This is a genomic window from Micromonospora chokoriensis, from assembly GCF_000718555.1.
Taxonomy (GTDB): domain Bacteria; phylum Actinomycetota; class Actinomycetes; order Mycobacteriales; family Micromonosporaceae; genus Micromonospora; species Micromonospora chokoriensis_B.
The window spans coordinates 1-22,513 of sequence record NZ_JOAN01000004.1 but is presented as its reverse complement, the minus strand read 5'-3'; the positions used below and the strand labels follow the sequence as shown (position 1 = coordinate 22,513).

The window sequence follows — 22,513 nt, the reverse complement described above, 5'->3', positions numbered from 1 at the left end:
TTTTGTCGGCTCGGCCTCTGCCGGGTCGGCGGGCGGCGACCGAAGCCCACCGTACCGGGCGCTGCGGCAGGGCGGAATCCCGGTGGTGGGTGGCTGGGAAACGCCGATGGCCCACCCGGTGGGCCGGGTGGGCCATCGATCTGGAGGAGGTGAGGAATGTCGTGGAGCGTCAGCTCATGTGACGCTGGGCGATGACGAGGATCTCCTCGCGAACTGCCGGCGTGTTCGCCGAGCGCAGCGCGTGCTCGATGGCACGGGCGCGGCGGGTGGCGTCGCGGTGGTTGCGGATTCGCTCGATCATGCTCATTTGGTGGTCCCCCTAGCTATTCGGTTGTCAGCCCCTGATGCGTCTATTCAACCGCAGAAGCCGGCCAACTTCCATCGATTATTAGGTGAGCTGAGACACCTGCCTAACAATCAAAGGTCAACAGGCTGTCTGACCGACGGTTCCGTCTCCCAACGGACACGGCCGGTGTGCCGGGTGTTAACCCGTGGCACACCGGCCGTGGCTGGCGTTTCGAGCGATCAGGTCCAGGCGAGCAGCGCCGCCTCCGGATCGGTGAGGAAGTCGCCGATGTCGCGCAGGAACTTCGAGCCCAGCTCGCCGTCGATGATCCGGTGGTCGAAGCTCAGCCCCAGCGTGGTGACCTGGCGGACCTTGACCTTGCCCTTGTGCACCCAGGGCATCTCCCGCACCGCGCCGAAGGCCAGGATCGCCGACTCACCCGGCGGCAGGATCGGCGTTCCGGTGTCCACCCCGAACACGCCGACGTTGGTGATGGTCAGGGTGCCGCCCGACATCGCCGCCGGCGAGGTGCGGCCGGACTTTGCCGTCTGCACCAGGTCGGTAAGCGCGTCCGCCAACTCCCGCAGCGAGAGTCGGCCGGCGTCCTTGACGTTCGGCACGATCAGACCACGCTCGGTCGCTGCCGCGATGCCGAGGTTGACGTACTCCTTGACCACGATCTCGTCGCCCGCCCAGGTCGAGTTGACCATCGGGTGACGCTGCACCGCCAGCAGCACCGCCTTCGCCACCAGCAGCAGCGGCGAGACCCGTACGTCGCGCCACTCCCGCCGGCCACGCAGTCGGTCCAGTGCCTTCATCGCCCGGGTCACGTCGACGGTCAGGAACTCCGTCACGTGCGGGGCGGTGAACGCCGAGCGGGACATGTTCTCGGCGGTGAGCTTGCGGACGCCCTTGACCGGGATGCGCTGCTCCCGGTCCGCGCCGAAGCTCGCGGCGCTCGTGGCCGCCGCCGTCACCGCGATCGGCTCCGCGGCCGCCACGGCACCGCTCGCCGCCTGCTCCACGTCCTCCCGGGTGATCGAGCCCAGCGGCCCCGACCCGGTCAACGTGCCGAGGTCGACCCCGAGATCCTTGGCAAGCTTGCGCACCGGCGGCTTCGCCAGCACCGCCCCGCCGCTTACCCCGTTGCGTCGATCAAGGACTTGTGGTGCCGGAATCGTGGTGGTCATGGCTGGTTTGTCACCCACCACAACTGCATGATCGACCCCAGCAGGGGTGGGAGCCGTGGCCTGCGCGGGGACTGCGCCCTTGCGGGGGCGGCGCTTTGCGGCAGTTGTGCGGGGGCCGTAGCCGACCAGCACCGCAGTGCGACCACCCGGTGCCGCACCGCCGATCAGGCCGGGCTCGACCATGCCCTCGGCCGGCGCCACCTCCACCGCCGCCAGCGAGGCCGCCGACGGGGTGGGCAGGTCGCTGCTGGGCGTGGCCGTGGTCGACACAGCGTCGAGCGGGCCGGCACCCGGGTCGGTGTCGATTGCGATGATCGGCGCACCGACCTCGACAGTGGTGCCTTCCGGGTGGTGGATCGCCTGCACCTGCCCGGCCCACTTCGCCGGGATCTCCACGGCCGCCTTGGCCGTCTCCACCTCGACGATCGGCTGGTTCAGCTCGATCGTGTCGCCGACCTTGACCAGCCAGGTCAGGATCTCGCCCTCGGTCAGCCCCTCGCCCAGGTCGGGCAGGTTGAACGTCTTGATCCGGGACATGGCGCTCACCAGCCGAAGGTGCGGTCGACGGCGTCGAGCACCCGGTCGAGGTCGGGCAGGAACTCCTCCTCCACCCGGGCGGCCGGGTAGGGGATGTCGAAGCCGGTCACCCGCAGCACGGGCGACTCCAGAGAGTAGAAGCACTCCTCGGTGATCCGGGCGGCCAACTCGGCGCCGAGGCCGATGTTCGACGGCGCCTCGTGCACCACCACCGCGCGGCCGGTGCGCTTCACCGACTCGTACGCCGCGGTCAGGTCCAGCGGCGAGAGCGAGCGCAGGTCGATGACCTCCAACTCCCGGCCGTCCTCCGCGGCGGCGGTCGCCGCCTCCAGGCAGGTCCGCACCATCGGGCCGTAGGCCAGCACGGTGACGTCCGTGCCGGGCCGCACGACCCGGGCCGAGTGCAGGGGGTACGCGTCGGACAGCGGCGCGTCCAGGTCGACCTGGCCCTTCTCCCAGTAGCGCCGCTTGGGCTCCAGGAAGACGATCGGGTCATCCGAGGCGATCGCCTGCTGGATCATCACGTACGCGTCCTGCGGGTTGGAGCAGGTCACCACCTTCAGGCCGGCGGTGTGCGCGAAGTACGCCTCCGGCGACTCGGAGTGGTGCTCGACCGCGCCGATGCCGCCGCCGAACGGGATTCGGATCACCATGGGGATGCTGAGCCGGCCGCCCGAGCGGTAGTGCATCTTCGCCACCTGCGACACGATCTGGTCGTACGCGGGGTAGACGAAGCCGTCGAACTGGATCTCGCAGATCGGGCGGTAGCCGCGAATGGCCAGACCGACCGCGGTGCCGATGATGCCGGACTCGGCCAGCGGGGTGTCGATCACCCGCTGGTCGCCGAAGTCCTTCTGGAGCCCGTCGGTGATCCGGAAGACGCCGCCGAGCTTGCCGACGTCCTCGCCCATGATGATGACCTTGGGGTCGTTCTCCAGGGCACGGCGTAGGCCGGTGTTGAGGGCCTTGCCAAGGGTGAGCGTCTCCGTGGCCATCAGTGGGCGCTCCCCTCGAACGACTCCATGTAGCGGCTGAACTTCGCGCGCTGCTCGTCGAGCAGCGGAGACCCGTTGGGGTAGACGTGGTCGAACATCGTCACCGGCTCCGGGTTCGGCATCTCGAGCACCCGCTCGCGTAGGTGCACCGACTCGCGGCGGGCCTGCTCGTCGACCTCGGCGAAGAAGCCCGCGTCGGCGATCTGCTGCTTCTCCAGGAATGCCTTGACCCGAGCGATCGGGTCCTTGGCCTGCCACGCCTCGACCTCGCTGGCGATGCGGTAGCGGGTCGGGTCGTCGGAGGTGGTGTGCGCGCCCATCCGGTACGTGTACGCCTCGATCAGGCTCGGGCCCTGTCCGAGGCGGGCATTGTCCAGCGCGGTGCGGGTGACCGCGTACGTGGCGAGCACGTCGTTGCCGTCCACCCGTACGCCGGGGAAGCCGAAGCCGGCGGCTCGCTGGTAGAGCGGGACGCGGGTCTGCCGCTCCAGCGGCTCGGAGATCGCGTACTGGTTGTTCTGGCAGAAGAAGACCAGCGGCGCGTTGAACACGCTGGCCCAGACGAATGCCTCGTTCACGTCGCCCTGGCTGGTGGCGCCGTCGCCGAAGTAGGCGATCGCCGCCTCGCCATCGTCGGTGCCGGTCTTGCCATCGATGGTGATGCCCATCGCGTAGCCGGTCGCGTGCAGGGTCTGCGCACCGATGACGATCGTGTACATGTTGAACTTGAACTCGTTCGGGTCCCAACCGCCCTGGTCGACACCGCGGAACAGGCCGAGCGGCATGATCGGGTCGATGCCCCGGCAGTAGAGGACGCCGTGCTCCCGGTAGGTCGGGAAGGCCATGTCCTGGGTACGCAGCGCCCGCCCGGAGCCGACCTGGGCGGCTTCCTGGCCGAGCAGGCTGGCCCAGAGGCCCAGCTCGCCCTGGCGCTGGAGAGCGGTCGCCTCGGCGTCCAGCTTGCGGACCAGCACCAGGTCACGGTAGAGACCGCGGTATTCCTCGTCGGTGAAGTCGACGCGGTACTCGGTGCCGTCCGGCCCGGTGGCGCTGTCGATCCGTTCGCCTTCGGGGGTGAGGAGCTGCACCAGCGCGGGGTCGCCGGCCGCGCCCTTCTTGGAGCGGGGTGCAGCCCGCCTGCTGCGGGTGGTGCCCCCGGGGTCGCCCTTTGCCATCGGTCTCTCCCTGTCGTGTCTGCGTCGGCACCGGGGGGTCACCCGGCCGCGCAACTCGTGCGCCTGCCCGGCTGCTGCCGGACCGGTTCCTGGCGGCCGCGCCTAGCCCCGGTGGGGGTTGCCGCACGGCGTGAGCCGGGTTCTGGCCGAACCCGGATCGGGAGCGCCGGCGTTCAACCGCGCCTGCCGCGAGGGTGCGCGGAGGTCACGGCTGCGTTGCCGTCGTGCTCCATATTCGCAGAGCAGGTGAGCGCGCCCACAGTACGCCCGCCCCGCATTCCGAGTGACCAGGCTTTGACGTCGTTTGTCGCCATCATGCCGGCCTGCGTTTCCAATGCTTTCCGGCGTGATTCGTCACCGTTCGGGCAGCTCCGCGTGTCGACACGCGGTGGAGGTTGGCTGACGCAGGGTGATTGAGCGAGGCTGATTCCCGCAGGATCGCGCCTATCAGGTTATTTGCCGGCTTTATTCCCGGCGGCGTCCATCCGTGTCCTTCGACGGCCGACGACAAGGGGTGTGCGGTGTACGAGCCAGGTGACGGTCCCGGCACACCAGCGCTTGGTCGACACCGGTCGGCCGGCGGCTATCGCCGGATGGTCGGCGTCCACCGTGCCCCCGGCGCGGGTGGTCCCACCCGTGGTTACCTGCTCACCGTCGCGCTGCTGGCCGGCACCGCGTCGATGCCCATCCTCGCCGCGATCAGCGCGGGCTCGGCCACGCCGGGCAGCACCGCCCTGCCGGACAGCAGCACCCCGTTCATCCCGACCCCGTCTGTCGGGCCGGTGGTGATCCCGCTGCCGATGACCAGCCAACCGGCGCTCCCGCCACCTGGCACACCCACACCCAGCGTTGGCCCGACCAGCGGCTGGCTGCCCGCCGCTCCCCGGCGCGCACCGGACGGACCCGCTGCGATCGATCCGGGGCCCGTCCTGCGGGCGACCGCCCCGCCGCTGGCACCGAAACCTCCGCGGGACACCCGGCCGCCCGTACCCCCGCCTGCCGCCTCACCGCCGCCGACCGACCCCGACCCGACCGACCCGACCGACCCACCGGATCCGGACCCGACCGACCCGCCGACGCCGGACCCGACCGACCCGACTGAGCCGCCGGACCCGGACCCGACCGACCCCGATCCGACTGAGCCACCTGACCCGGACCCGACCGACCCCGATCCGACCCCGACCCTGACCGTGGATCCGACGCCCCCGGTGGATCCGACGCTCGGGCCGACACCCACGCCAACCGACGAATCGACCGCGACCGCCGTGCCGACCAGCACCCGATCCGTGCCGGCCCTCACACCCACGCCGCCCGTGACACCGACCTTCCGGCCCAGCCCGGCGACCCCGTCGCCGTCGGCCGTCGCCCCGACGCCCACCGGCAGCCCGGCACCGCTGGCCGGACCGACGCACCCAGCGGTGTCACCGGCAATACGGTGACGATCAGGCGGCGGTTCGGGGGTGGGCGGCGTGCGGCCACCCACCCCCTCGAGTGCCGTCAGGCGCCGTCGTCGGCGAGGCGGTGCCGGTTCGCCTCGATCCACGCGTCCAGTGCGGCCGGGTCGTCCGGGTCCACCCCGTCGGCCATCAGCTGCGCTACCGCGGCGGTGGCCGGGCTGCGCCGCTCACCGGTCGAGTAGAGGCGGGCGAACTCCGGCACCATCTCCTCGATCGCCTCGTCGGTGCGCGTCGCCGCCGCCTCGGGTAGCCCGCGCTGGCGCGACGCGTACCGCGCCCAGGCCCGCAGCACCCGGGGCAGCATCGCCGCGTCGTCCATGTCCAGCACGGCCCGGCGGTGCACCCAGTCGAGCAGGAAGAGCCCGGACACCGCCGGGCTCCAGCGCATCGGGTCGGCGTCCGGGAAGCTCGCCGAGTGGTCCAGCAGCAGGCTCAGGCAGAAGTGCAGCGAGGCCAGCTCCGGGCCGTCAACGGCGTCCAGCCCGAACCGGATGGCCTCCGGCCCGGCGAGGAACCGTCGGACCAGGTCGGTGCGCTCGGCCGCAGAGAGCGGCTCGACCTCCGCCGGACCGGTCGGGTCGGCCGCCGTGGGCAGCATCGCCAGCCGGGCCCCGACCAGCGCCCGGTCGGTGGCGAGAGACCCCTCGCCGGGCAACTCGCTCAGCTCGTCGGTGACCGCGAGATGGCGAGCCACCTCGCCCCGGAGCCGGGCCGGATCTTCGGTACGGAACCAGGTCAACTCATCGTCGGCGCACATCTGCCGGACCTGATCCAGGATCCGTTCGGCCGGCCCGCCCACGAAGATGTCCTTGGTGATCCCGATGTTGTGGTCCACCAGGGCCACCAGCGCATGCTCGGAGCCGCCGGCCTCGTCGTCGTAGGCGAAGGTCGCAAGGTAGGAGGTCTGGTCGCCGTACACGTCGCCGTACGCCCAGGTGCCGGTGAGGTGCACCCGGCCGAGCTGGGCCGCCCAGGTGGGCGCCTGGCTGCCCGGACGCACCCGCTCGGCGCCCTCGGCGGTCGGAACGAGCGTGGCGAAGACCTGCCGGATGGTGGTCGCCGCCGCGATCCTGCGGCGGGCGGTGGCGGCGAGGAAGCCGGTGACGAACTCCCGTACGGCGGTGTCGCGGTCGGTCTCCGCGATGGCGTAGACACTGCCCAGCAGCGCGCTGCCGAGCATCTCGGCGTCGAGGGCGGACTCCAGCTTGGTCACGTCGCGTGCGGCGTGCAGCACCGCGTCGTAGGGGGTCTGAGGCGTGGCCATGCTCCGACCCTACGCCGCTGTGGGCGTACGGAGAGCGGTAGCGGGCCGCCCGGAGCGTCAGCGGCGTGCGGCGTCCCGCAGCGCGTCGCGTGCCTGCGCGTACGAGCCGAGCACGATCCGTACCGGTGTCAGCACGTATTCGTCGCCGACCTGGGCGACCCTCGCCGTCAGCCGCTGCTCGACGCGGTCCCGGGCACGCCGGGCGGCCCAGCGCACCACCGGGCGGGTAAGCGCCGCCACCAGCAGCCCGGCCAGCAGCCCGCCGAGCAGCAGCAGGGTCGGCAGCGGCACCTGACCGACCATCGGGTTGTCCAGCCTGGGCAGGCCGAGCGCTCGCAGCGCGTAGCCGAGCACCAGCCAGCCCAGCCCGACCACGGCGGCGAGGGTGACCAACCACTGCGCACCGCCGACGATCCGCCACCACAGCGGTCGACGATCGAGGCCGAGGTCGGTGCCGGCGATCGTGCGGTCCAGGGCGTCCGGCAGGTCGCCGAGGCGGGACCGGGCGGCGGAGGTCACCGCGCCGGGCCAGGCGGCGGGCAGGTCGGCGGCGGCCCGGTCGGCCACCGCGCGGATCGCGAGGCCGAGCGCCGAGCGCTGGGCGGCCGTCGGGTCCGGGACCGAGGTGGCCGCGACCAGGTTCTCCGCCGGGTCGGGCTGGTCGCCGCTCGGGCCGGGCAGGTGCAGCCGACGTAGCGGATCGGGTCGCAACCTCCGCCAGCCCCGGACCACGGGCCAGCCGGTGGCCGCGCCGGCCCGGTGCCGGTACGCCCGTTCCACGGCCTCGGTGACCGCAGGCACCCCGGCCGCCCCGGCCAGCGCCCGGTTCAGGCCGTTGATGGCGGCGTCGTCCGGCCCACCCGCTGGCCGGGCCGAGCCGACAAGCTCGTCCAGCCCGACGACGACCGTGTCGACGTCACCCGCGAGCCGGCGCAACGCGGCCTGCCGCTCGGCGACCGTGCGCTCCAGGGCGTCGCGTAGCCCGACCATCCCGGCCGGATCAATGGCGGTGGTGGCCAGCAGGGGCACGCCGGTCAGCCCGTCCGTGTCGAGCAGTCGACGCAGGTCGTCCAGGACCCGGGGCACCTCGGCCGGGGGCAGCCGGTCGGCCTGGTTGAGCACGACCACTGTGACGTCGCGGTGCCGGTGGAACTCGCGTAGGTAGCTGTCATGGATGACCCGGTCGGCGTACTTCTGCGGGTCGACCACCCAGACCACCAGGTCGACCAGGCCGAGAAGTCGGTCCACCTCAAGCCGGTGGGATCGCTGCACCGAGTCGAAGTCGGGCAGGTCGAGCAGGACCAACCCGTGTAGTGCCGTCTCGTCGTCCGCGTCCAGGGCGCTCTCCCGGACGAAGCGGTGTCGAGGCAACACGCCGGTCCAGTCGAGCAGGTGGTTGGCGCCCTCCAACGGCCCCCACACGCAGGCGTGGGTGACGCCGGTGGTCGGCCGGCGGACCCCGACCGGCGAGAGTTCCAACTGGGCCAACGCGTTGAAGAGGCTGGACTTGCCACTGCCCGTGGCACCGGCCAGGGCGACCACGGTGTGGTCCCGGGAGAGCGCGAGCCGGCTGCCGGCCCGCTCGACCAGGGTGTGCGCGGGCACCAGATCGGCGTCCGGCAGCAGACCGTCCACGGCGGTCAGGAAGCGGCGTACCGCGTCCAGTCGGGCGATCAGCGCGTCGGCGTCGACCCGCTGGTCGCCGCGGAACGCCTCGCGTACCCGGCCGGCGATGTTGCTCACCGGTAGCCCTCCTCGTCGCCGGCGGACAGGCCGCTGCGGTGCCGGGCCAGCTCGACCCGGCCGGCGGCCCGGCGCAGCCCGTCGCCGGCGTCCGCGGCGGGGCGGGCGTCGGCGGTGCGGCTCAAGAACCGATCGGCCTCCGCGTCCAGCAGCGTCCGCACCCGGTCCAGCAGGTCCGTGCGGGCCTTGGCAGCGAGGGTACGCACTGCCTGGTCGCCGAAGATCGCCTGGAGGACGGCCTGCGCGGCAACCGTGGTGCCGGCCCCGGTGGCCAGCTCCAGCCCGGTCGGGATGAACGCGGTGGAGGCGAAGACCGCGATCATCACGGCCAGCCCGGTGGCGTTGACCGCGTACGCGGCGGTGCGGGCCACGAACCGCTTGTCACCGCCCTCGACGCGGACCAGCTCCAGCACCCCGCGCTGCCAGTCCCGGACCATCCGTTCGGCGCGTTCGGGTAGGTCGTCGCTCGGGTGGGCGAGCGCCGGATCGAGCAGCCCGGCACCGGCCGGGTGTGCCTTCCACCCGGTGTACGCGGATTCGGCGGCCTCCGAGGCCACCCCGCGCAGCAGCGTCACCAGCTGGGACTCGATGGCGTTGCGCAGCTCGACGGAGGGTGCCGGCCGACCGGTTACGGCGGCCACGACCCGGTCCCGGAGGTGGCCGATCCGCGCCTCCAGGGTGCGGAACAGCTCGCCGGTGCCGACGAACTCCTGCCAGCGGGCGAGCACCTCGCCCCGGAGCAGCCGGCCGTCCTGAAGCCCCTGCTCGACGGTGCGCTCGGCACCCCGGTACGCGGCCCGGACCCGTTCGTCCAGCCCGTCGGCGGCGGCGACCTGCTCGTCGGCGGCGTCGGCCAGCTCTTCCACGGTGGGGTGGAGTGCGGCCAGCGCCCCGTCGAGGGTCTGCCGGACCACCACCGCCCGCGCGTCCACGTCAGCGGCCAGCCGGGCGAACCAGTCGGCCAGCGGCGCGGTCACTCCCTCGGGCAGGAGCCCCTGACCGTCGACCCAGGTCTCCGGCAGCACAAAGAGCGGCGCCCGGTCGAGGTTCTGCTCGGCGAGCATCTCGGTCAGGTGCGCGGCGATCTCGTCGGTGGCCTCGGCGGGCACCCGGTCCAGCACCATGGCGATCACCGCGCCGCGCGACCGGGCGCTGCGCAGCAGCTCCCACGGCACCGCGTCGGCGTAGCGGGCGGCGGTGGTGACGAAGAGCCACAAATCGGCGGCGGCGAGCAGTTGGGTGGCGAGCGCCCGGTTGGCGTCGACGACCGAGTCGATGTCGGGCGCGTCGAGGAAGGCCAGCCCGGCCGGCAGGGCCGGGGCGGTGACGAGGTGCAGGGAGCGCGGATCTTCGCTCGGCTCGGTGGTGCGGGTCAGCCCGGGTAGGAGGTCACCCTGCCGAAACCAGGCCGCGTCGGACGGGTTGCAGACCAGCACCGGGGAGCGGGTGGTCGGCCGGAGCACGCCGGCGGCGCTGACCCGGGCCTTGACCAGGCTGTTGACCAGGGTCGACTTGCCCGCGCCGGTGGAGCCGCCGACCACCACGAGCAGGGGGGCGTCCAGCCGGGCGAGCCGGGGCAGCAGGTAGTCGTCGAGCTGGTCGGTGAGGGCGGTGGCGGTGTGCCGGGCGGAGCCGGCAGAGGGCAGCGCGAGGGGATACCGGGTCGCGCCGATCGCCTCCCGGAGGCCCGACAGTGCGCCGGGGAGGCTGTCGTCCCCGGTGGTGGCGGGCGGCTCCTCCGCGGCGGCCGACGGGTCGGTGCGGGCTGCGACGGCGGGCGCGCCGGAACGGGTGGCGGGATCGCCGTGCGTCGTCACCGCTAAAGCGTGCCCGACCGATGCAAGGGAAGACAACCGGACGGTAGTAACGGCTGGGTTGCGTCGGGTTGACTCAAGTCGACTTGACGATTGGCTGACGCGTGGCACTATTGAGTCCAGTTCACTCAACTTGTGGTGGGGTCCGCTGCGAGCGGTGCTCGCCAGCAGCCCACGGGCGACGCCCGTCACCTGCACAACCTTACGAAGCGAGGAAGCGAAGATGGCACGTGCGGTCGGTATCGACCTCGGCACGACGAACTCCTGCGTCAGCGTTCTCGAGGGCGGTGAGCCCACCGTCATCGCCAACGCTGAGGGGTCGCGGACGACTCCGTCGATCGTCGCGTTCGCCCGCAACGGCGAGGTGCTCGTCGGTGAGGTCGCCAAGCGCCAAGCGGTCACCAACCCGGATCGGACGATCCGGTCGGTCAAGCGCGAGGTCGGCACGAACTGGTCCGTCGACATCGACGGCAAGAAGTACACCCCGCAGGAGATCTCGGCCCGGACGCTGATGAAGCTCAAGCGGGACGCCGAGGCGTACCTGGGCGAGCAGATCACCGACGCGGTGATCACCGTCCCGGCCTACTTCAACGACAGCCAGCGCCAGGCCACCAAGGAGGCCGGTGAGATCGCCGGCTTCAACGTGCTGCGGATCGTCAACGAGCCGACCGCGGCCGCCCTGGCCTACGGGCTGGACAAGGGCTCCAAGGAGCAGACCGTCCTGGTCTTCGACCTCGGTGGCGGCACCTTCGACGTGTCGCTGCTGGAGCTGGCCGAGGGTGTCGTCGAGGTCAAGTCGACGAGCGGTGACAACCAGCTCGGTGGCGACGACTGGGACCAGCGGATCATCGACCACCTGGTCAAGACGTTCCGTGGTGAGCACGGCATCGACCTCGGTCAGGACAAGATGGCCCTCCAGCGGCTCCGCGAGGCGGCCGAGAAGGCCAAGATCGAGCTGTCCGCCGCCACCACCACCAACATCAACCTGCCGTACATCACCGCCGGCGCGGCCGGCCCGCTGCACCTCGACGTGACGCTCAGCCGCGCCGAGTTCCAGCGGATGACGCAGGACCTGCTGGACCGTTGCAAGGGCCCGTTCGAGCAGGCCGTGAAGGACGCCGGGATCAAGATCTCCGACGTCGAGCACGTCATCCTGGTCGGCGGTTCGACCCGGATGCCCGCCGTGACCGACCTGGTCAAGCAGCTCACCGGTCGCGACCCCAACAAGGGCGTCAACCCGGACGAGGTCGTCGCCGTCGGTGCCGCGCTTCAGGCCGGTGTGCTCAAGGGCGAGGTCAAGGACGTCCTGCTGCTCGACGTGACCCCGCTGAGCCTGGGCATCGAGACCAAGGGCGGCATCTTCACCAAGCTGATCGAGCGCAACACCACCATCCCGACCAAGCGCTCCGAGGTCTTCACCACGGCGGACGACAACCAGCCGTCGGTGCTGATCCAGGTCTTCCAGGGTGAGCGGGAGATCGCGGCCTACAACAAGAAGCTCGGCACCTTCGAGCTGACCGGCCTCCCGCCGGCGCCGCGCGGCGTGCCGCAGATCGAGGTCGCCTTCGACATCGACGCCAACGGCATCGTCAACGTGCACGCCAAGGACCTGGGCACCGGCAAGGAACAGAAGATGACGATCACCGGCGGCTCGTCGCTGCCGAAGGACGACATCGAGCGGATGCGCCGCGACGCCGAGGAGCACGCGGAGGAAGACAAGCGCCGCCGCGACGACGCCGAGACCCGCAACGTGGCCGAGGCACTCCAGTGGCAGACCGAGAAGTTCCTCGCGGAGAGCGGCGACAAGCTGCCCAGTGAAAACCGCGAGCAGCTCAACGAGGCGCTCGGCGAGCTGCGCGGCGCCCTCGGCGGTCAGGACATTGAGAAGATCAAGACCGCGCACGAGAAGCTGGCGCAGGTCTCCCAGCAGGCTGGCTCGCTGCTCTACTCGCAGCAGGCCGAGCAGGGTCAGCAGCCGGGTGGCGAGCCCGGCCCGGGTGCGACCGGCGCGGCCGGCGCGCAGGCCGGCGGCGCCGACGACGTGGTCGACGCGGAAATCGTGGACGAGGACGGCAAGAAGTGACCGTCGGCTTCCGACACGTTTCCACGGCGAAGGGGATGAGGTAGCCGCATGACGCAGAAGCCACGAGCCGCCGACCCGGGCGACACCGGGTCGACGCCGGGTGGCTCCGCGCCCACGGAGCCGACCACCGGTGACGGAGAGCGGGTCGTCATCCGCAACAAACGCAAGCTCGTCGACACGGCGGAGCCGGAGGGCACCGCCGCCGACGCGGAGGCCGGCGTGCCGGCCGAGGGTCTGGTCGAGGACGCCGAGGTCGTGGTCGACGAGATCGAGGTCGAGGTCAACTCCACCGACGGGCCGGAGCCGTCCGGTCCGCCGGTGGTGGACGCCCCGGCGCAGCCGGTGGACGGCGGCGGCACGGGCACCTCACTCGGTGCCGAGTTGGAGGCGCTCCGCGCCGAGCTGGACGAGCGGACCAGGGATCTGCAGCGGGTGTCGGCGGAGTACGCCAACTACCGCAAGCGGGTCGACCGTGACCGCAACCTGGTCCAGGAGCAGGCGACCGGCTCGGTGCTGGCCGCGCTGCTGCCGATCCTGGACGACCTGGACCGAGCCCGGGAACATGGCGATCTGGTCGGGCCGTTCGGCACGGTGGCGGAACAGCTCACCACCGCGCTCGGCAAGTTCGGCCTGAACGCCTTCGGCGAGCAGGGCGACCCGTTCGATCCGACCCGGCACGAGGCGGTCGCGCACCAGACCTCGGCCGACGTCAGCGAGCCGACCTGCGTGACGGTCATGCGGCGCGGCTACCAGCTCGGTGAGCGGCTGTTGCGCCCCGCGCTGGTCGCGGTCGCGGATCCGGAATAGTGCCAGAAAGTGACCGGGCCGTCCCGCCCACCGCGCAGCGGTGGGCGGGACGGCCCGGCCACCAGGGTCGGAAGGAGGTGGACCGGTGAGCTCCAAGGACTGGATCGAGAAGGACTTCTACGCCGTGCTCGGCGTGGACAAGGCCGCCTCCGCGGATGACATCAAGAAGGCGTACCGCAAGCTGGCCCGGGAATCGCACCCGGACCACAACCCGGGCGACCCGAAGGCCGAGGAGCGGTTCAAGGCCGCGTCCGAGGCGTACAACGTGCTGTCGGACGCCGGCCGGCGTCGCGAGTACGACGAGATGCGTTCGCTGTTCGGCTCGGGCGCATTCCGACGCAACGCCCGGGGCGGGGGCCAACCGGGTGGCATGCCGTTCGACGTCTCCGACATGTTCGGCGGCGGCGGGGGTGGCGATCGTCGCTTCGGCGGCGCCGGTTTCCAGGACCTGTTCAGCTCGATCTTCACCGGCGGTCAGGCCGGTGGGCAGGCCGCGCCGCGCGGTGCGGCCCGTGGTCGGGACGTGGAGACCGAGGTGGCGCTGGACTTCGGCGACGCGGTACGCGGGGTGACGCTGCCCCTGACACTGCGCGCGCCGGGAGTCTGCGACACCTGCCACGGCAACGGGGCCAAGCCCGGCACCCAGCCGCGTACCTGCCAGGTCTGTCATGGTGCCGGCGTGACCACCCGCAACCAGGGGTCGTTCAGCTTCTCTGAGCCGTGCCGCAACTGCCAGGGCGTCGGCACCGTGGTCGAGGAGAAGTGCCCGGAGTGCCATGGCAGCGGTGGTGTCACCAAGACCCGCACCATGAACGTTCGCTTCCCGGCCGGTGTGGCCGATGGACAACGCATCCGGCTGGCCGGGCGCGGTGAGCCGGGCGAGCGGGGTGGCCCGGCTGGCGACCTCTTCGTGCAGGTCAAGGTTCGGCCGGACGAGCTGTTTGGGCGTACCGGAGACGACCTGACGTTGACCGTGCCGGTCACCTTCGCGGAGGCTGTGCTCGGCACGGACCTGCGGGTGCCCACGCTCGACGGCGCGGTGACCCTGCGGGTTCCCCCGGGGACGCCGAGCGGGCGGGTGCTGCGGGCCCGGGGCAAGGGTGTGGTCCGTCGCGACGGGCAGGCCGGCGACCTACTGGTCACACTGGACGTGGTGGTGCCGGCCCGGCTTTCTGACGAGGCGCGCACGGCGCTGGAGTCGTTCGCCGAGCAGACCCCGCCGGCGGCCCGGGAACATCTCGACGCACGGGTGCGTCGGGTCGGTTAGTCCGGTGGAATGGACGCGGAGGTGAGCGGGATGTCGGGCGAGTTCCTCGGTTCGGGTGACCCTGCCTACGAGGCCAAGGTGCTGATGATCTCGGTTGCGGCGCGGATGGCGGGGATGCACCCACAGACCCTGCGGCAGTACGACCGACTGGGGCTGGTGCAGCCCGGCCGGGCCGCTGGCGGTGGGCGTCGATACAGCGTCCGCGACGTGGTGCTGCTGCGCGAGGTGCAGCGGCTCAGCCAGGACGACGGAATCAACCTGGCCGGCGTGAAGCGGATCATCGGGCTGGAACGGCTGGTGGAGCAGGCGCAGCAGCGGGTGGCCCGGCTGGAGGCGGAGCTGGACGCCGCGTACCGCCGGGTCGCTGAGCTGGAGTCGCTGGCCCGCTTCCCTGGCCGGGATCTGGTGCCGACCAACCGCACATCCACCGCCCTTGTGGTGTGGCGCCCCCGCCGTACGCCCGATCGCTGACCCGCCGCTCACCCCGGATCCGTTCTCTCGGCCCGGACCGTGCTGGATTCCCCGGCGCGGTCCGGGCCGCTTCGGTTAGCCTGTCGATAAGGGTCCAATCGCCTTAATACGGACCTACCGGCATGGCGAGGGGGAGCGATGGCGGATTCGGCGAAGAAGGTGGCCCAGCAGACCGAGGAGCGGTTGGAAAGCCTGGCCGAAACCGTCCGCGAGAAGTTCGACAAGGTGACCGAAGGGACCTACCGGGACCGGGTCATCGCGGGCCGGTTCGCCAAAGACGGCGACCACGGCGACAGAGGTCGAGCCGAGACGGAACGCAAGCAGGGCTGACCGGTGGCCGACGTGCGGGCCGGGACTCACGGGGGGTCCCGGCCCGTTCGCCGTTAGTCAGCGGCCTCAGCCGAGGCGGCGGTTTTCGCGGACCAGGCCGCCCTCGCACCAGTCTCGGTAGACGAAGAGATTCGGTCGAGCCAACAGCACCCGGCCGTTGTGCGCCCAGATCTTCATCAGCTCGTCGCCGTCACGCTCGGCCTGTTCGACGAGCTTGCGGAAGCGGCGCTTGGGGTGCGCGCGGAAGTTCGTCCGAATGCCGTCGGCCGCGTAGATGTAGAGGCAGTGCAGCGCGAAGCGCCGGGCCGGGCAGGTCGGATCCATCGCCAACTCGAACAGCGTCAGCACCAGTCGGTCGCCGGAGACCAACAGATCCCAGTCTGGTGGCATCGAAGCCAACGGCACCGAATCGGGCTTGTACGCCCAAGCTCGCAACTCCGCCGGAGTTGGATCGACGGGGTTTGCGAAGCCGTGGAAGGTCGACTCCTGCACGCTCACCGGCAAACCTTCCGCTCTCGCCCGCGTTTGGCTGCGCTGCCTGCGGACCCTGGCTGCTGGGGCGAAACGGTAGCCCGCCTTCGGGTGCTGCGGTAGTCCCTGTTGGGCGCAATTCAGCAACCGTTGGGTGGGCTGAGCCGTCAATCGTGAATCGGGATCGGCGCCGATCGCTGGGCCGCCGCGCGGGTGCGCAGCCACCGCTTGAACCACGGGAAGTCCGGCAGCCGGGCCAAAATCGGCCCCGTCACCACGGTGATCAGGACGTACGTCGCGGCCAGCGCTGCCAACCGCGGCTCGACACTCCCGGCGGCGACCGCAAGCCCGGCGATGACGATGGAGAACTCACCTCGGGGTACGAGTGCCAGCCCGGCCCGCCATCGACCAGGTTCCGCGATGCCCACCCGGCGGGCGGCGAGGTAACCGGTGAGCGTCTTCGTCGTCATGGTGACCACGGCCAACGCGAGCGCCGGCAGCAGCACCGGTGGGATGTCCCGAGGATCGGTGACCAGTCCGAAGAAGACGAAGAACACCGCGGCGAACAGGTCCCGCAGTGGCGAGAGCAGCTCGGTCGCGTGGTGAGCCACCGGGCCGGAGAGCGCGATGCCGACCAGGAACGCGCCGACCGCCGCCGACACCTGCAACTTCGCCGCGAGCCCAGCGATCAGCAGGGTCAGACCGAGCACGCCGAGCAGCAGCGCCTCCGGATCCTTCGCCGACAGGGCGGACGAGATCAGGTGGCCGTACCGGATGGCGACCACCAGCACGAGCAGCACCGTGCCCACCGCGACGGCGAGTGCGATGCCGCCGCCGAGTAGGCCGGTTCCGGCCAGAACAGCGGTGACCAGCGGCAGGTAGAGCGCCATCGCCAGGTCCTCGATCACGAGGACCGAGAGGATCACCGGGGTTTCCCGGTTACCGAGTCGTCCCAGGTCGGCGAGGACCTTGGCGATCACGCCGGAGGAGGAGACCCAGGTGATGCCGCCGAGCACCAGGGCGGCGACCCAGTCCCAACCGAGCAGCAGGGCGAACCCCGCGCCGGGCAGCGCGTTGAAGACGCCGTCGATCAGCCCTGCGGGGGCCGCCGACCGGAGGTTGCCGACCAGTTCGTTGGCTGAGTACTCCAGGCCGAGCATCACCAGCAGCAGGATGACGCCGATTTCGGCACCGACCGCGAAGAACTCCTCGCTGGCGGCGAGCGGAAGAAGCCCGCCGTGCCCGAACGCCAGCCCGGCGAGCAGGTAGAGGGGGATGGGTGACAGGCCTACCCGGCGGCTGAGCCGACCGAGGACGCCAAGGAGCAGCAGCAGCGCGCCGACTTCGACGAGCAGAGTGGTGGAATCGTGCATCCGCCTCAGCCGTCCGGGTCACTGTCGGCGAGGATGGCGGACACGCCGTCGAGACCCCGTCGGGTCCCGACAACGACCACCACGTCGCCGGCCGCGAAGCGGAAGGAGGGGAGTGGCGAGACGATCACTTCGCCTTCGCGCAGCACCGCCACGATGGAGGCGCTGGTGCGGGTACGCGCCTTGGTGTCGCCGAGCTTCCGATTGACGTACGGCGACCCGGCCGTGATGGCGATCTGCTCGGTGAGCAGACCGGCGGCCTGCTCCCGGAGCCCGGAGAGCTGGCCGAGCATCAGCGACGCGCCGAGGATGTCGGCCAGAGCCTCAGCCTCGTCGTCGGTCAGCGGAATGTCCGACTGGCAGGCGTCAGGGTCGTCGGGATCGTAGAGGACGAGATCACGGCGACCATTGCGGTGGGAGACGACGCCAAGGCGGCGCCCGGACTCCGTCACCAGATCGTGGCGTACCCCGATCCCGGGTAGGGCGGTCTGCTCGACACGTACTCGCACTCACCCAGGCTACCGCTTTGTGAACAGAGCGCAGATCTTGGATGGATAGCGTCCCTCGGGCCGGCCCCGACGTAGCCCAACAGCCAAGATCGACTCGGTTTTCATGATGTCGCGGTGTCCGGGCGTTCCGGATACCCCGACTTCCTGGAAGCCGAGTCGATCAACCGCGCCGGGCGCCGGGGTCAGCGGATGCTGGCGAAGAACTCGCGGATGTCGGTGACCAGGACGTCGGTGGCCTGGTGTGCCGCGTAGTGGCCGCCGACGTCGCCGCGGCCCTCGACGTCGGTCTCGTACGCCGTCCACCGGACGATGTTCGAGTGGTCCCGCTCGGCGAAGCGGCGGATGGACTGGAAGTCGCCGGGGAACATGGCCAGCGCGGTCGGAGCGGTGGTCGGCTCGGTTGGCGGCTCGCCGGCGTGCGCGTCCTCCCAGTAGAGCCGGATCGCCGAGGCGGCCGTGCCGGTGAACCAGTAGAGCGCCACGTTGGCCAGGATGAAGTCGGCGTCCAGGCTCTCGTCGAAGAGTTGGGCGTTCCAGGCGAGCAGCCCCACCGGCGAGTCGGTCAGCGCGAACGCCAGGGTCTGCGGCTGCTGACTGTGCACCTGGTTGAAGGAGAACTTGTTCTCGTAGAACCACTGAAGGTGCCCGAGCGCCGCCTGATCCACCTCGGACAGCCCGGCGAACTCGGCCGGGTCGCCCGAGGGGAACGAGAAGAGCTGGGTGACGTGTACGCCGAGCACCCGATCCGGAGCGAGCCGTCCCAACGCCGGGGAGATCATCGAGCCGGCGTCGTTGCCGATCGCGCCGTAGCTGTCGTACCCCAGGCGGTTCATCAGCTCGGCCCAGGCGCGGGCGATGCGGAGCCGGTTCCAGCCGGCGCTGCGGGTCGGGCCGGAGAACCCGAAGCCGGGCAGCGACGGGATGACCACGTGGAAGGCCGGCGCGTCCGGGTCGGTGGGCTCGGCGAGCGGGGCGATCACGTCCAGGTATTCCAGGATCGAGCCGGGCCAGCCGTGGGTGAGCACCAGCGCGGTGGCGTCCGGCCGGGACGACTGGACGTGCAGGAAGTGGATCTGCTCGCCGTCGATCTCGGTGACGAACTGCGGGTGGGCGTTCAGGCGGGCCTCGACGGCACGCCAGTCGAACTCGCCCCGCCACCTGTCGACGAGGGTGCGCACCCGGTCGTTGCTCATCCCGTAGGCGTCGCCCGCACCGGGCAGCTCGGCGGCCCAAACCGTGCGGTCCAACCGGGTGGCCAGGTCGTCGAGGGCGGTCTGCGGGATCTCGACGCGGAACGGGCGGATCGTTGTGTCGGTCATCTCGGAGCTCCTTCGGAACGGAATGATTCGTTCTGCAATCACGATAGCAGACCGGAACGATCCGTTCCACTGTTACTCTGACGTCATGTCAACGACTTCCGGCAAGGCCCTGGCCGGCCGCCGTGCCCAGGCCGCCCGCAACGACGAGGTCATCCTCGAAGCCGCCCGCGCCGTCTTCCTCGACGACCCGAAGGCGCCGATCGCCGCCGTCGCCGAACGCGCGGGGGTCGGCATCAGCGCGCTCTATCGGCGGTACGCGGGCAAGGAGGACCTGCTGCGCCAGCTCTGCCACGACGGGCTGCGCCGGTACGTCGCGGAGGCCGAGGCCGCCCTCGCCGAGCCGGACGACTGGGCCGCGTTCACCGGCTTCCTGGCCCGGGTGGTCGACGCCGACGTGCACTCGCTCACCGTCCATCTGGCTGGCACCTTCACCCCGACCGAGGAGATGGGTCGGGACGCGATGCGCGCCGGCGAGTTGGCCACCGCCCTGGTCGACCGGGCTCGCGCCAGCGGGCGGCTGCGCGCCGATGCGGTCGTCCACGATTTGGGGTTGTTGTTGGAGGCGTGCGCCGCGGTCCGCGTACCCGACCCTGAGCGGACCCGCCAACTGCGCCGCCGGCAGCTCGCGGTGCTGCTGGCCGGCCTGTCGTCGGTGCCGGACGCGGACCCGCTGCCCGGCCCGCCCCCGGCGGCCGGGGAGTTCGACTGGCGGTGGCGGCGTCGGGAGTGATGGGCATCACGCGCTAAGGTTGAGCGGAATACGCTCAACTCTGGTTGTGTCCAACCCGATGGACAACGCCGATCCGGGGGAGCCCATGAACACCGAAAAACTCACCACCAAGAGCCGCGAGACCATCACGGGCGCTGTCGCGCTGGCCAATCAGCGCGGCCACGCCACCGTGGAGCCCTGGCACCTGCTCCTGTCACTCCTGGACACCGACGGCTCGACCGCCACCGGTCTGCTACGCGCCGTCGGGGCCGACCCGGCCGAGCTGCGCCAGGTCGCCCAGCGCGCGGTCGACAACCTGCCGGCCGCACGCAGCTCCAGCATCGCCGAGCCGACGTTGGCCCGAGAGTTCGTCAACGCCATCGGAGCGGCCGAGCAGATCGCCCGGCCGCTCGGCGACGAATACACCTCCACCGAGCACCTGCTCGCCGGCCTGGCCCGGGTGGGCGGCGCGGTGTCTGGCGCGCTGAAGGCGGCGGGTGCCACCGAGGAAGCCCTGGTCGCCGCCTTCCCGACCGTTCGCGGTGGAGACCGTCGGGTCACCACCGCCGACCCCGAGCAGACCTACCAGGCCCTGACCAAGTACGGCGTCGATCTCACCGCCAGCGCCCGGGACGGCAAGATCGACCCGGTGATCGGCCGGGACTCCGAGATCCGTCGCGTCATCCAGGTGCTCTCCCGGCGTACCAAGAACAACCCGGTGCTGATCGGCGAGCCCGGCGTCGGCAAGACCGCGATCGTCGAGGGCCTGGCCCAGCGGATCGTCACCGGCGACGTGCCCGAGTCGCTGCGCGACAAGAAGCTGATCTCGCTGGACCTCGGCGCGATGGTCGCCGGCGCGCAGTACCGCGGGCAGTTCGAGGAGCGGCTGAAGTCCGTCCTGGAGGAGATCAAGAACTCCAACGGGCAGGTCATCACGTTCCTCGACGAGCTGCACACGGTCGTCGGCGCCGGCAAGGGCGAAGGCTCGATGGACGCCGGCAACATGCTCAAGCCGATGCTGGCCCGTGGTGAGCTGCGGATGGTCGGCGCGACCACGCTTGACGAGTACCGCGAGCACATCGAGAAGGACCCGGCACTTGAGCGCCGATTCCAGCCGGTGCTTGTCGGTGAGCCGACGATCGAGGACACCATCGGCATCCTGCGCGGGCTCAAGGAGCGCTACGAGGTGCACCACGGCGTACGGATCACCGACGCCGCGCTGGTCGCCGCCGCGACACTGTCGGACCGGTACATCACCGACCGGTTCCTGCCGGACAAGGCGATCGACCTGGTCGACGAGTCCGCGTCCCGGCTCCGGATGGAGATCGACTCGCGTCCGGTCGAGGTGGACGAGATCGAGCGGGCGGTCCGCCGCTTGGAGATCGAGGAGATGGCGCTGGCCAAGGAGCCGGACGCCGCCTCGGCCGAGCGGTTGGCGCGGCTGCGCAAGGAGCTGGCCGACAAGCGCGAGCAGCTCACCGTGCTCTCCGAGCGTTGGCAGACGGAGAAGAGCCACATCACCAAGCTCTCCACCGCCAAGGAGGAGCTGGAGCGCCTCGGCGGCGAGGCCGAGCGGGCCGAGCGGGACGGGGAGTTGGAACGCGCCGCCGAGCTGCGCTACGGCCGGATCCCCGCCCTGAAGGTCGAGCTGAAGCAGGCCGCGGAGGAGCTGGCCCAGCTCCAGGCCAACGGCGCGATGCTCAAGGAGGAGGTCGGCGCGGATGACATCGCCGCGGTGGTCGCCTCCTGGACCGGCATCCCCGCCGGCCGCCTGCTCGAGGGCGAGACGGCCAAGCTGCTGCGGATGGAGGAGTCGCTGGGCGGCCGGGTGGTCGGCCAGGCCGAAGCGGTCGGCGCGGTCTCCGACGCGGTACGCCGTGCCCGGGCCGGGATCGCCGACCCGGATCGCCCGACCGGCAGTTTCCTCTTCCTCGGCCCCACCGGCGTCGGCAAGACGGAGTTGGCCAAGGCCCTCGCCGAGTTCCTCTTCGACGACGAGCGGGCGATGGTCCGCATCGACATGAGCGAGTACGGCGAGAAGCACTCGGTCGCTCGCCTGGTGGGCGCACCGCCCGGTTACGTCGGCTACAACGAGGGCGGTCAGCTCACCGAGGCGGTGCGTCGGCGGCCGTACTCGGTGGTGCTGCTCGACGAGGTGGAGAAGGCCCACCCGGACGTCTTCGACGTGCTGCTCCAGGTGCTCGACGACGGTCGACTCACCGACGGTCAGGGTCGCACGGTGGACTTCCGCAACGCGATCCTGATCCTCACGTCCAACCTCGGGTCGTCGGTGATCAGCGACCTGACGCTCGCCGACGAGCAGCGCCGGGAGGGTGTCCTGGCGGTGGTCCGGTCACACTTCAAGCCGGAGTTCCTCAACCGGCTGGACGACATCGTGGTCTTCGCCTCGCTGCGCGGCGACGACCTGCGCTCCATCGTCGACATCCAGTTGGACCGGATGCGGCAGCGGCTGGCCGACCGCAGGCTGGGCATGGAGATCACCGATGCCGCTCGGGACTGGCTCGCCGAGCACGGCTACGACCCGATCTACGGCGCTCGCCCGCTCCGCCGCCTGGTCCAGACCGCAATCGGCGACCAGTTGGCGAAAGCCCTCCTGTCCGGCCAGATCCGCGACGGCCAAACGGTAAAAGTAGACCAGTCCCCCAACACCAACACCCTCTCAGTAACCCCCGCCTAACCCACCCCACCCCACCCC

General features: G+C 71.1%; 19 protein-coding genes. 8 read left to right on the top strand and 11 right to left on the bottom strand.

Annotated features, from left to right (window positions below; translation table 11 throughout):
• Positions 1-169: 169 nt before the first annotated feature.
• The 4 genes from IF46_RS35095 to pdhA form a co-directional block, all read right to left on the bottom strand.
• Complete coding sequence (locus tag IF46_RS35095; RefSeq protein WP_232233963.1) at positions 170-307, bottom strand: hypothetical protein; 138 nt, start codon at positions 305-307, stop codon at positions 170-172.
• Between the two features lie 218 nt (positions 308-525).
• Complete coding sequence (locus IF46_RS0107525; protein ID WP_030487556.1) at positions 526-2,013, bottom strand: dihydrolipoamide acetyltransferase family protein; 1,488 nt, start codon at positions 2,011-2,013, stop codon at positions 526-528.
• 5 nt (positions 2,014-2,018) lie between these two features.
• Positions 2,019-3,008 (bottom strand): alpha-ketoacid dehydrogenase subunit beta, encoded by a 990-nt coding sequence (locus tag IF46_RS0107520; RefSeq protein ID WP_030487555.1) that lies wholly within the window; start codon positions 3,006-3,008, stop codon positions 2,019-2,021.
• Positions 3,008-4,183 (bottom strand): pyruvate dehydrogenase (acetyl-transferring) E1 component subunit alpha, encoded by a 1,176-nt coding sequence (pdhA, locus tag IF46_RS0107515; protein ID WP_030487554.1) that lies wholly within the window; start codon positions 4,181-4,183, stop codon positions 3,008-3,010. Before pdhA ends, IF46_RS0107520 begins: the two co-directional genes overlap by 1 nt.
• 521 nt (positions 4,184-4,704) lie before the next feature.
• Between pdhA and IF46_RS0107510 the strand changes: the two genes are divergently transcribed.
• Positions 4,705-5,622 carry a hypothetical protein gene (locus tag IF46_RS0107510; RefSeq protein WP_157562726.1) on the top strand — a complete coding sequence of 306 codons (918 nt, stop codon included), beginning with the start codon at positions 4,705-4,707 and terminating at the stop codon, positions 5,620-5,622.
• A gap of 58 nt (positions 5,623-5,680) precedes the next feature.
• Here IF46_RS0107510 and IF46_RS0107505 read toward each other — a convergent pair whose 3' ends face one another.
• From IF46_RS0107505 to IF46_RS0107495, 3 genes are read right to left on the bottom strand one after another with little or no spacing between them, the layout of a single operon-like run.
• Positions 5,681-6,904 carry a hypothetical protein gene (locus tag IF46_RS0107505; RefSeq protein WP_030487552.1) on the bottom strand — a complete coding sequence of 408 codons (1,224 nt, stop codon included), beginning with the start codon at positions 6,902-6,904 and terminating at the stop codon, positions 5,681-5,683.
• Between the two features lie 57 nt (positions 6,905-6,961).
• On the bottom strand, positions 6,962-8,647 hold the full coding sequence (locus IF46_RS0107500; RefSeq protein ID WP_030487551.1) for a GTPase: 1,686 nt from the start codon (positions 8,645-8,647) through the stop codon (positions 6,962-6,964).
• Positions 8,644-10,464: a GTPase domain-containing protein gene (locus tag IF46_RS0107495; protein WP_030487550.1), complete on the bottom strand. Its 1,821-nt coding sequence runs from the start codon at positions 10,462-10,464 to the stop codon at positions 8,644-8,646. The genes IF46_RS0107500 and IF46_RS0107495 overlap by 4 nt, the downstream gene beginning before the upstream one ends.
• Positions 10,465-10,684: 220 nt before the next feature.
• Between IF46_RS0107495 and dnaK the strand changes: the two genes are divergently transcribed.
• The 5 genes from dnaK to IF46_RS0107470 all read left to right on the top strand — a co-directional run bounded on the left by dnaK (position 10,685) and on the right by IF46_RS0107470 (position 15,419).
• The gene (dnaK, locus tag IF46_RS0107490; protein ID WP_030487549.1) at positions 10,685-12,544 is read left to right on the top strand and encodes a molecular chaperone DnaK; all 1,860 of its coding nucleotides are present in this window, start codon (positions 10,685-10,687) and stop codon (positions 12,542-12,544) included.
• A 48-nt stretch (positions 12,545-12,592) separates the two neighbouring features.
• Positions 12,593-13,351: a nucleotide exchange factor GrpE gene (gene grpE, locus IF46_RS0107485; protein WP_030487548.1), complete on the top strand. Its 759-nt coding sequence runs from the start codon at positions 12,593-12,595 to the stop codon at positions 13,349-13,351.
• Between the two features lie 85 nt (positions 13,352-13,436).
• Complete coding sequence (gene dnaJ, locus IF46_RS0107480) at positions 13,437-14,618, top strand: molecular chaperone DnaJ (protein ID WP_030487547.1); 1,182 nt, start codon at positions 13,437-13,439, stop codon at positions 14,616-14,618.
• Between the two features lie 30 nt (positions 14,619-14,648).
• Complete coding sequence (locus IF46_RS0107475; protein WP_030487546.1) at positions 14,649-15,089, top strand: heat shock protein transcriptional repressor HspR; 441 nt, start codon at positions 14,649-14,651, stop codon at positions 15,087-15,089.
• 138 nt (positions 15,090-15,227) lie between these two features.
• Positions 15,228-15,419, top strand: coding sequence for a hypothetical protein (locus tag IF46_RS0107470; protein ID WP_030487545.1), 192 nt, complete (start codon positions 15,228-15,230; stop codon positions 15,417-15,419).
• A gap of 66 nt (positions 15,420-15,485) precedes the next feature.
• On the opposite strand, the gene IF46_RS0107465 is transcribed toward IF46_RS0107470, so the two are convergent.
• The 4 genes from IF46_RS0107465 to IF46_RS0107450 all read right to left on the bottom strand — a co-directional run bounded on the left by IF46_RS0107465 (position 15,486) and on the right by IF46_RS0107450 (position 19,088).
• Complete coding sequence (locus tag IF46_RS0107465; RefSeq protein ID WP_030487544.1) at positions 15,486-15,917, bottom strand: hypothetical protein; 432 nt, start codon at positions 15,915-15,917, stop codon at positions 15,486-15,488.
• 140 nt (positions 15,918-16,057) lie between these two features.
• Positions 16,058-17,263, bottom strand: coding sequence for a cation:proton antiporter (locus IF46_RS0107460; protein WP_030487543.1), 1,206 nt, complete (start codon positions 17,261-17,263; stop codon positions 16,058-16,060).
• A gap of 5 nt (positions 17,264-17,268) precedes the next feature.
• Positions 17,269-17,769, bottom strand: a complete 501-nt coding sequence (locus IF46_RS0107455) for a cation:proton antiporter regulatory subunit (protein ID WP_030332098.1) — start codon at positions 17,767-17,769, stop codon at positions 17,269-17,271.
• A 182-nt stretch (positions 17,770-17,951) separates the two neighbouring features.
• Positions 17,952-19,088 carry an epoxide hydrolase family protein gene (locus IF46_RS0107450; protein WP_030487542.1) on the bottom strand — a complete coding sequence of 379 codons (1,137 nt, stop codon included), beginning with the start codon at positions 19,086-19,088 and terminating at the stop codon, positions 17,952-17,954.
• Between the two features lie 85 nt (positions 19,089-19,173).
• Between IF46_RS0107450 and IF46_RS0107445 the strand changes: the two genes are divergently transcribed.
• Complete coding sequence (locus IF46_RS0107445) at positions 19,174-19,818, top strand: TetR/AcrR family transcriptional regulator (protein WP_030487541.1); 645 nt, start codon at positions 19,174-19,176, stop codon at positions 19,816-19,818.
• 85 nt (positions 19,819-19,903) lie between these two features.
• The gene (clpB, locus tag IF46_RS0107440) at positions 19,904-22,495 is read left to right on the top strand and encodes an ATP-dependent chaperone ClpB (protein ID WP_030487540.1); all 2,592 of its coding nucleotides are present in this window, start codon (positions 19,904-19,906) and stop codon (positions 22,493-22,495) included.
• The last annotated feature ends 18 nt before the right edge of the window (positions 22,496-22,513 follow it).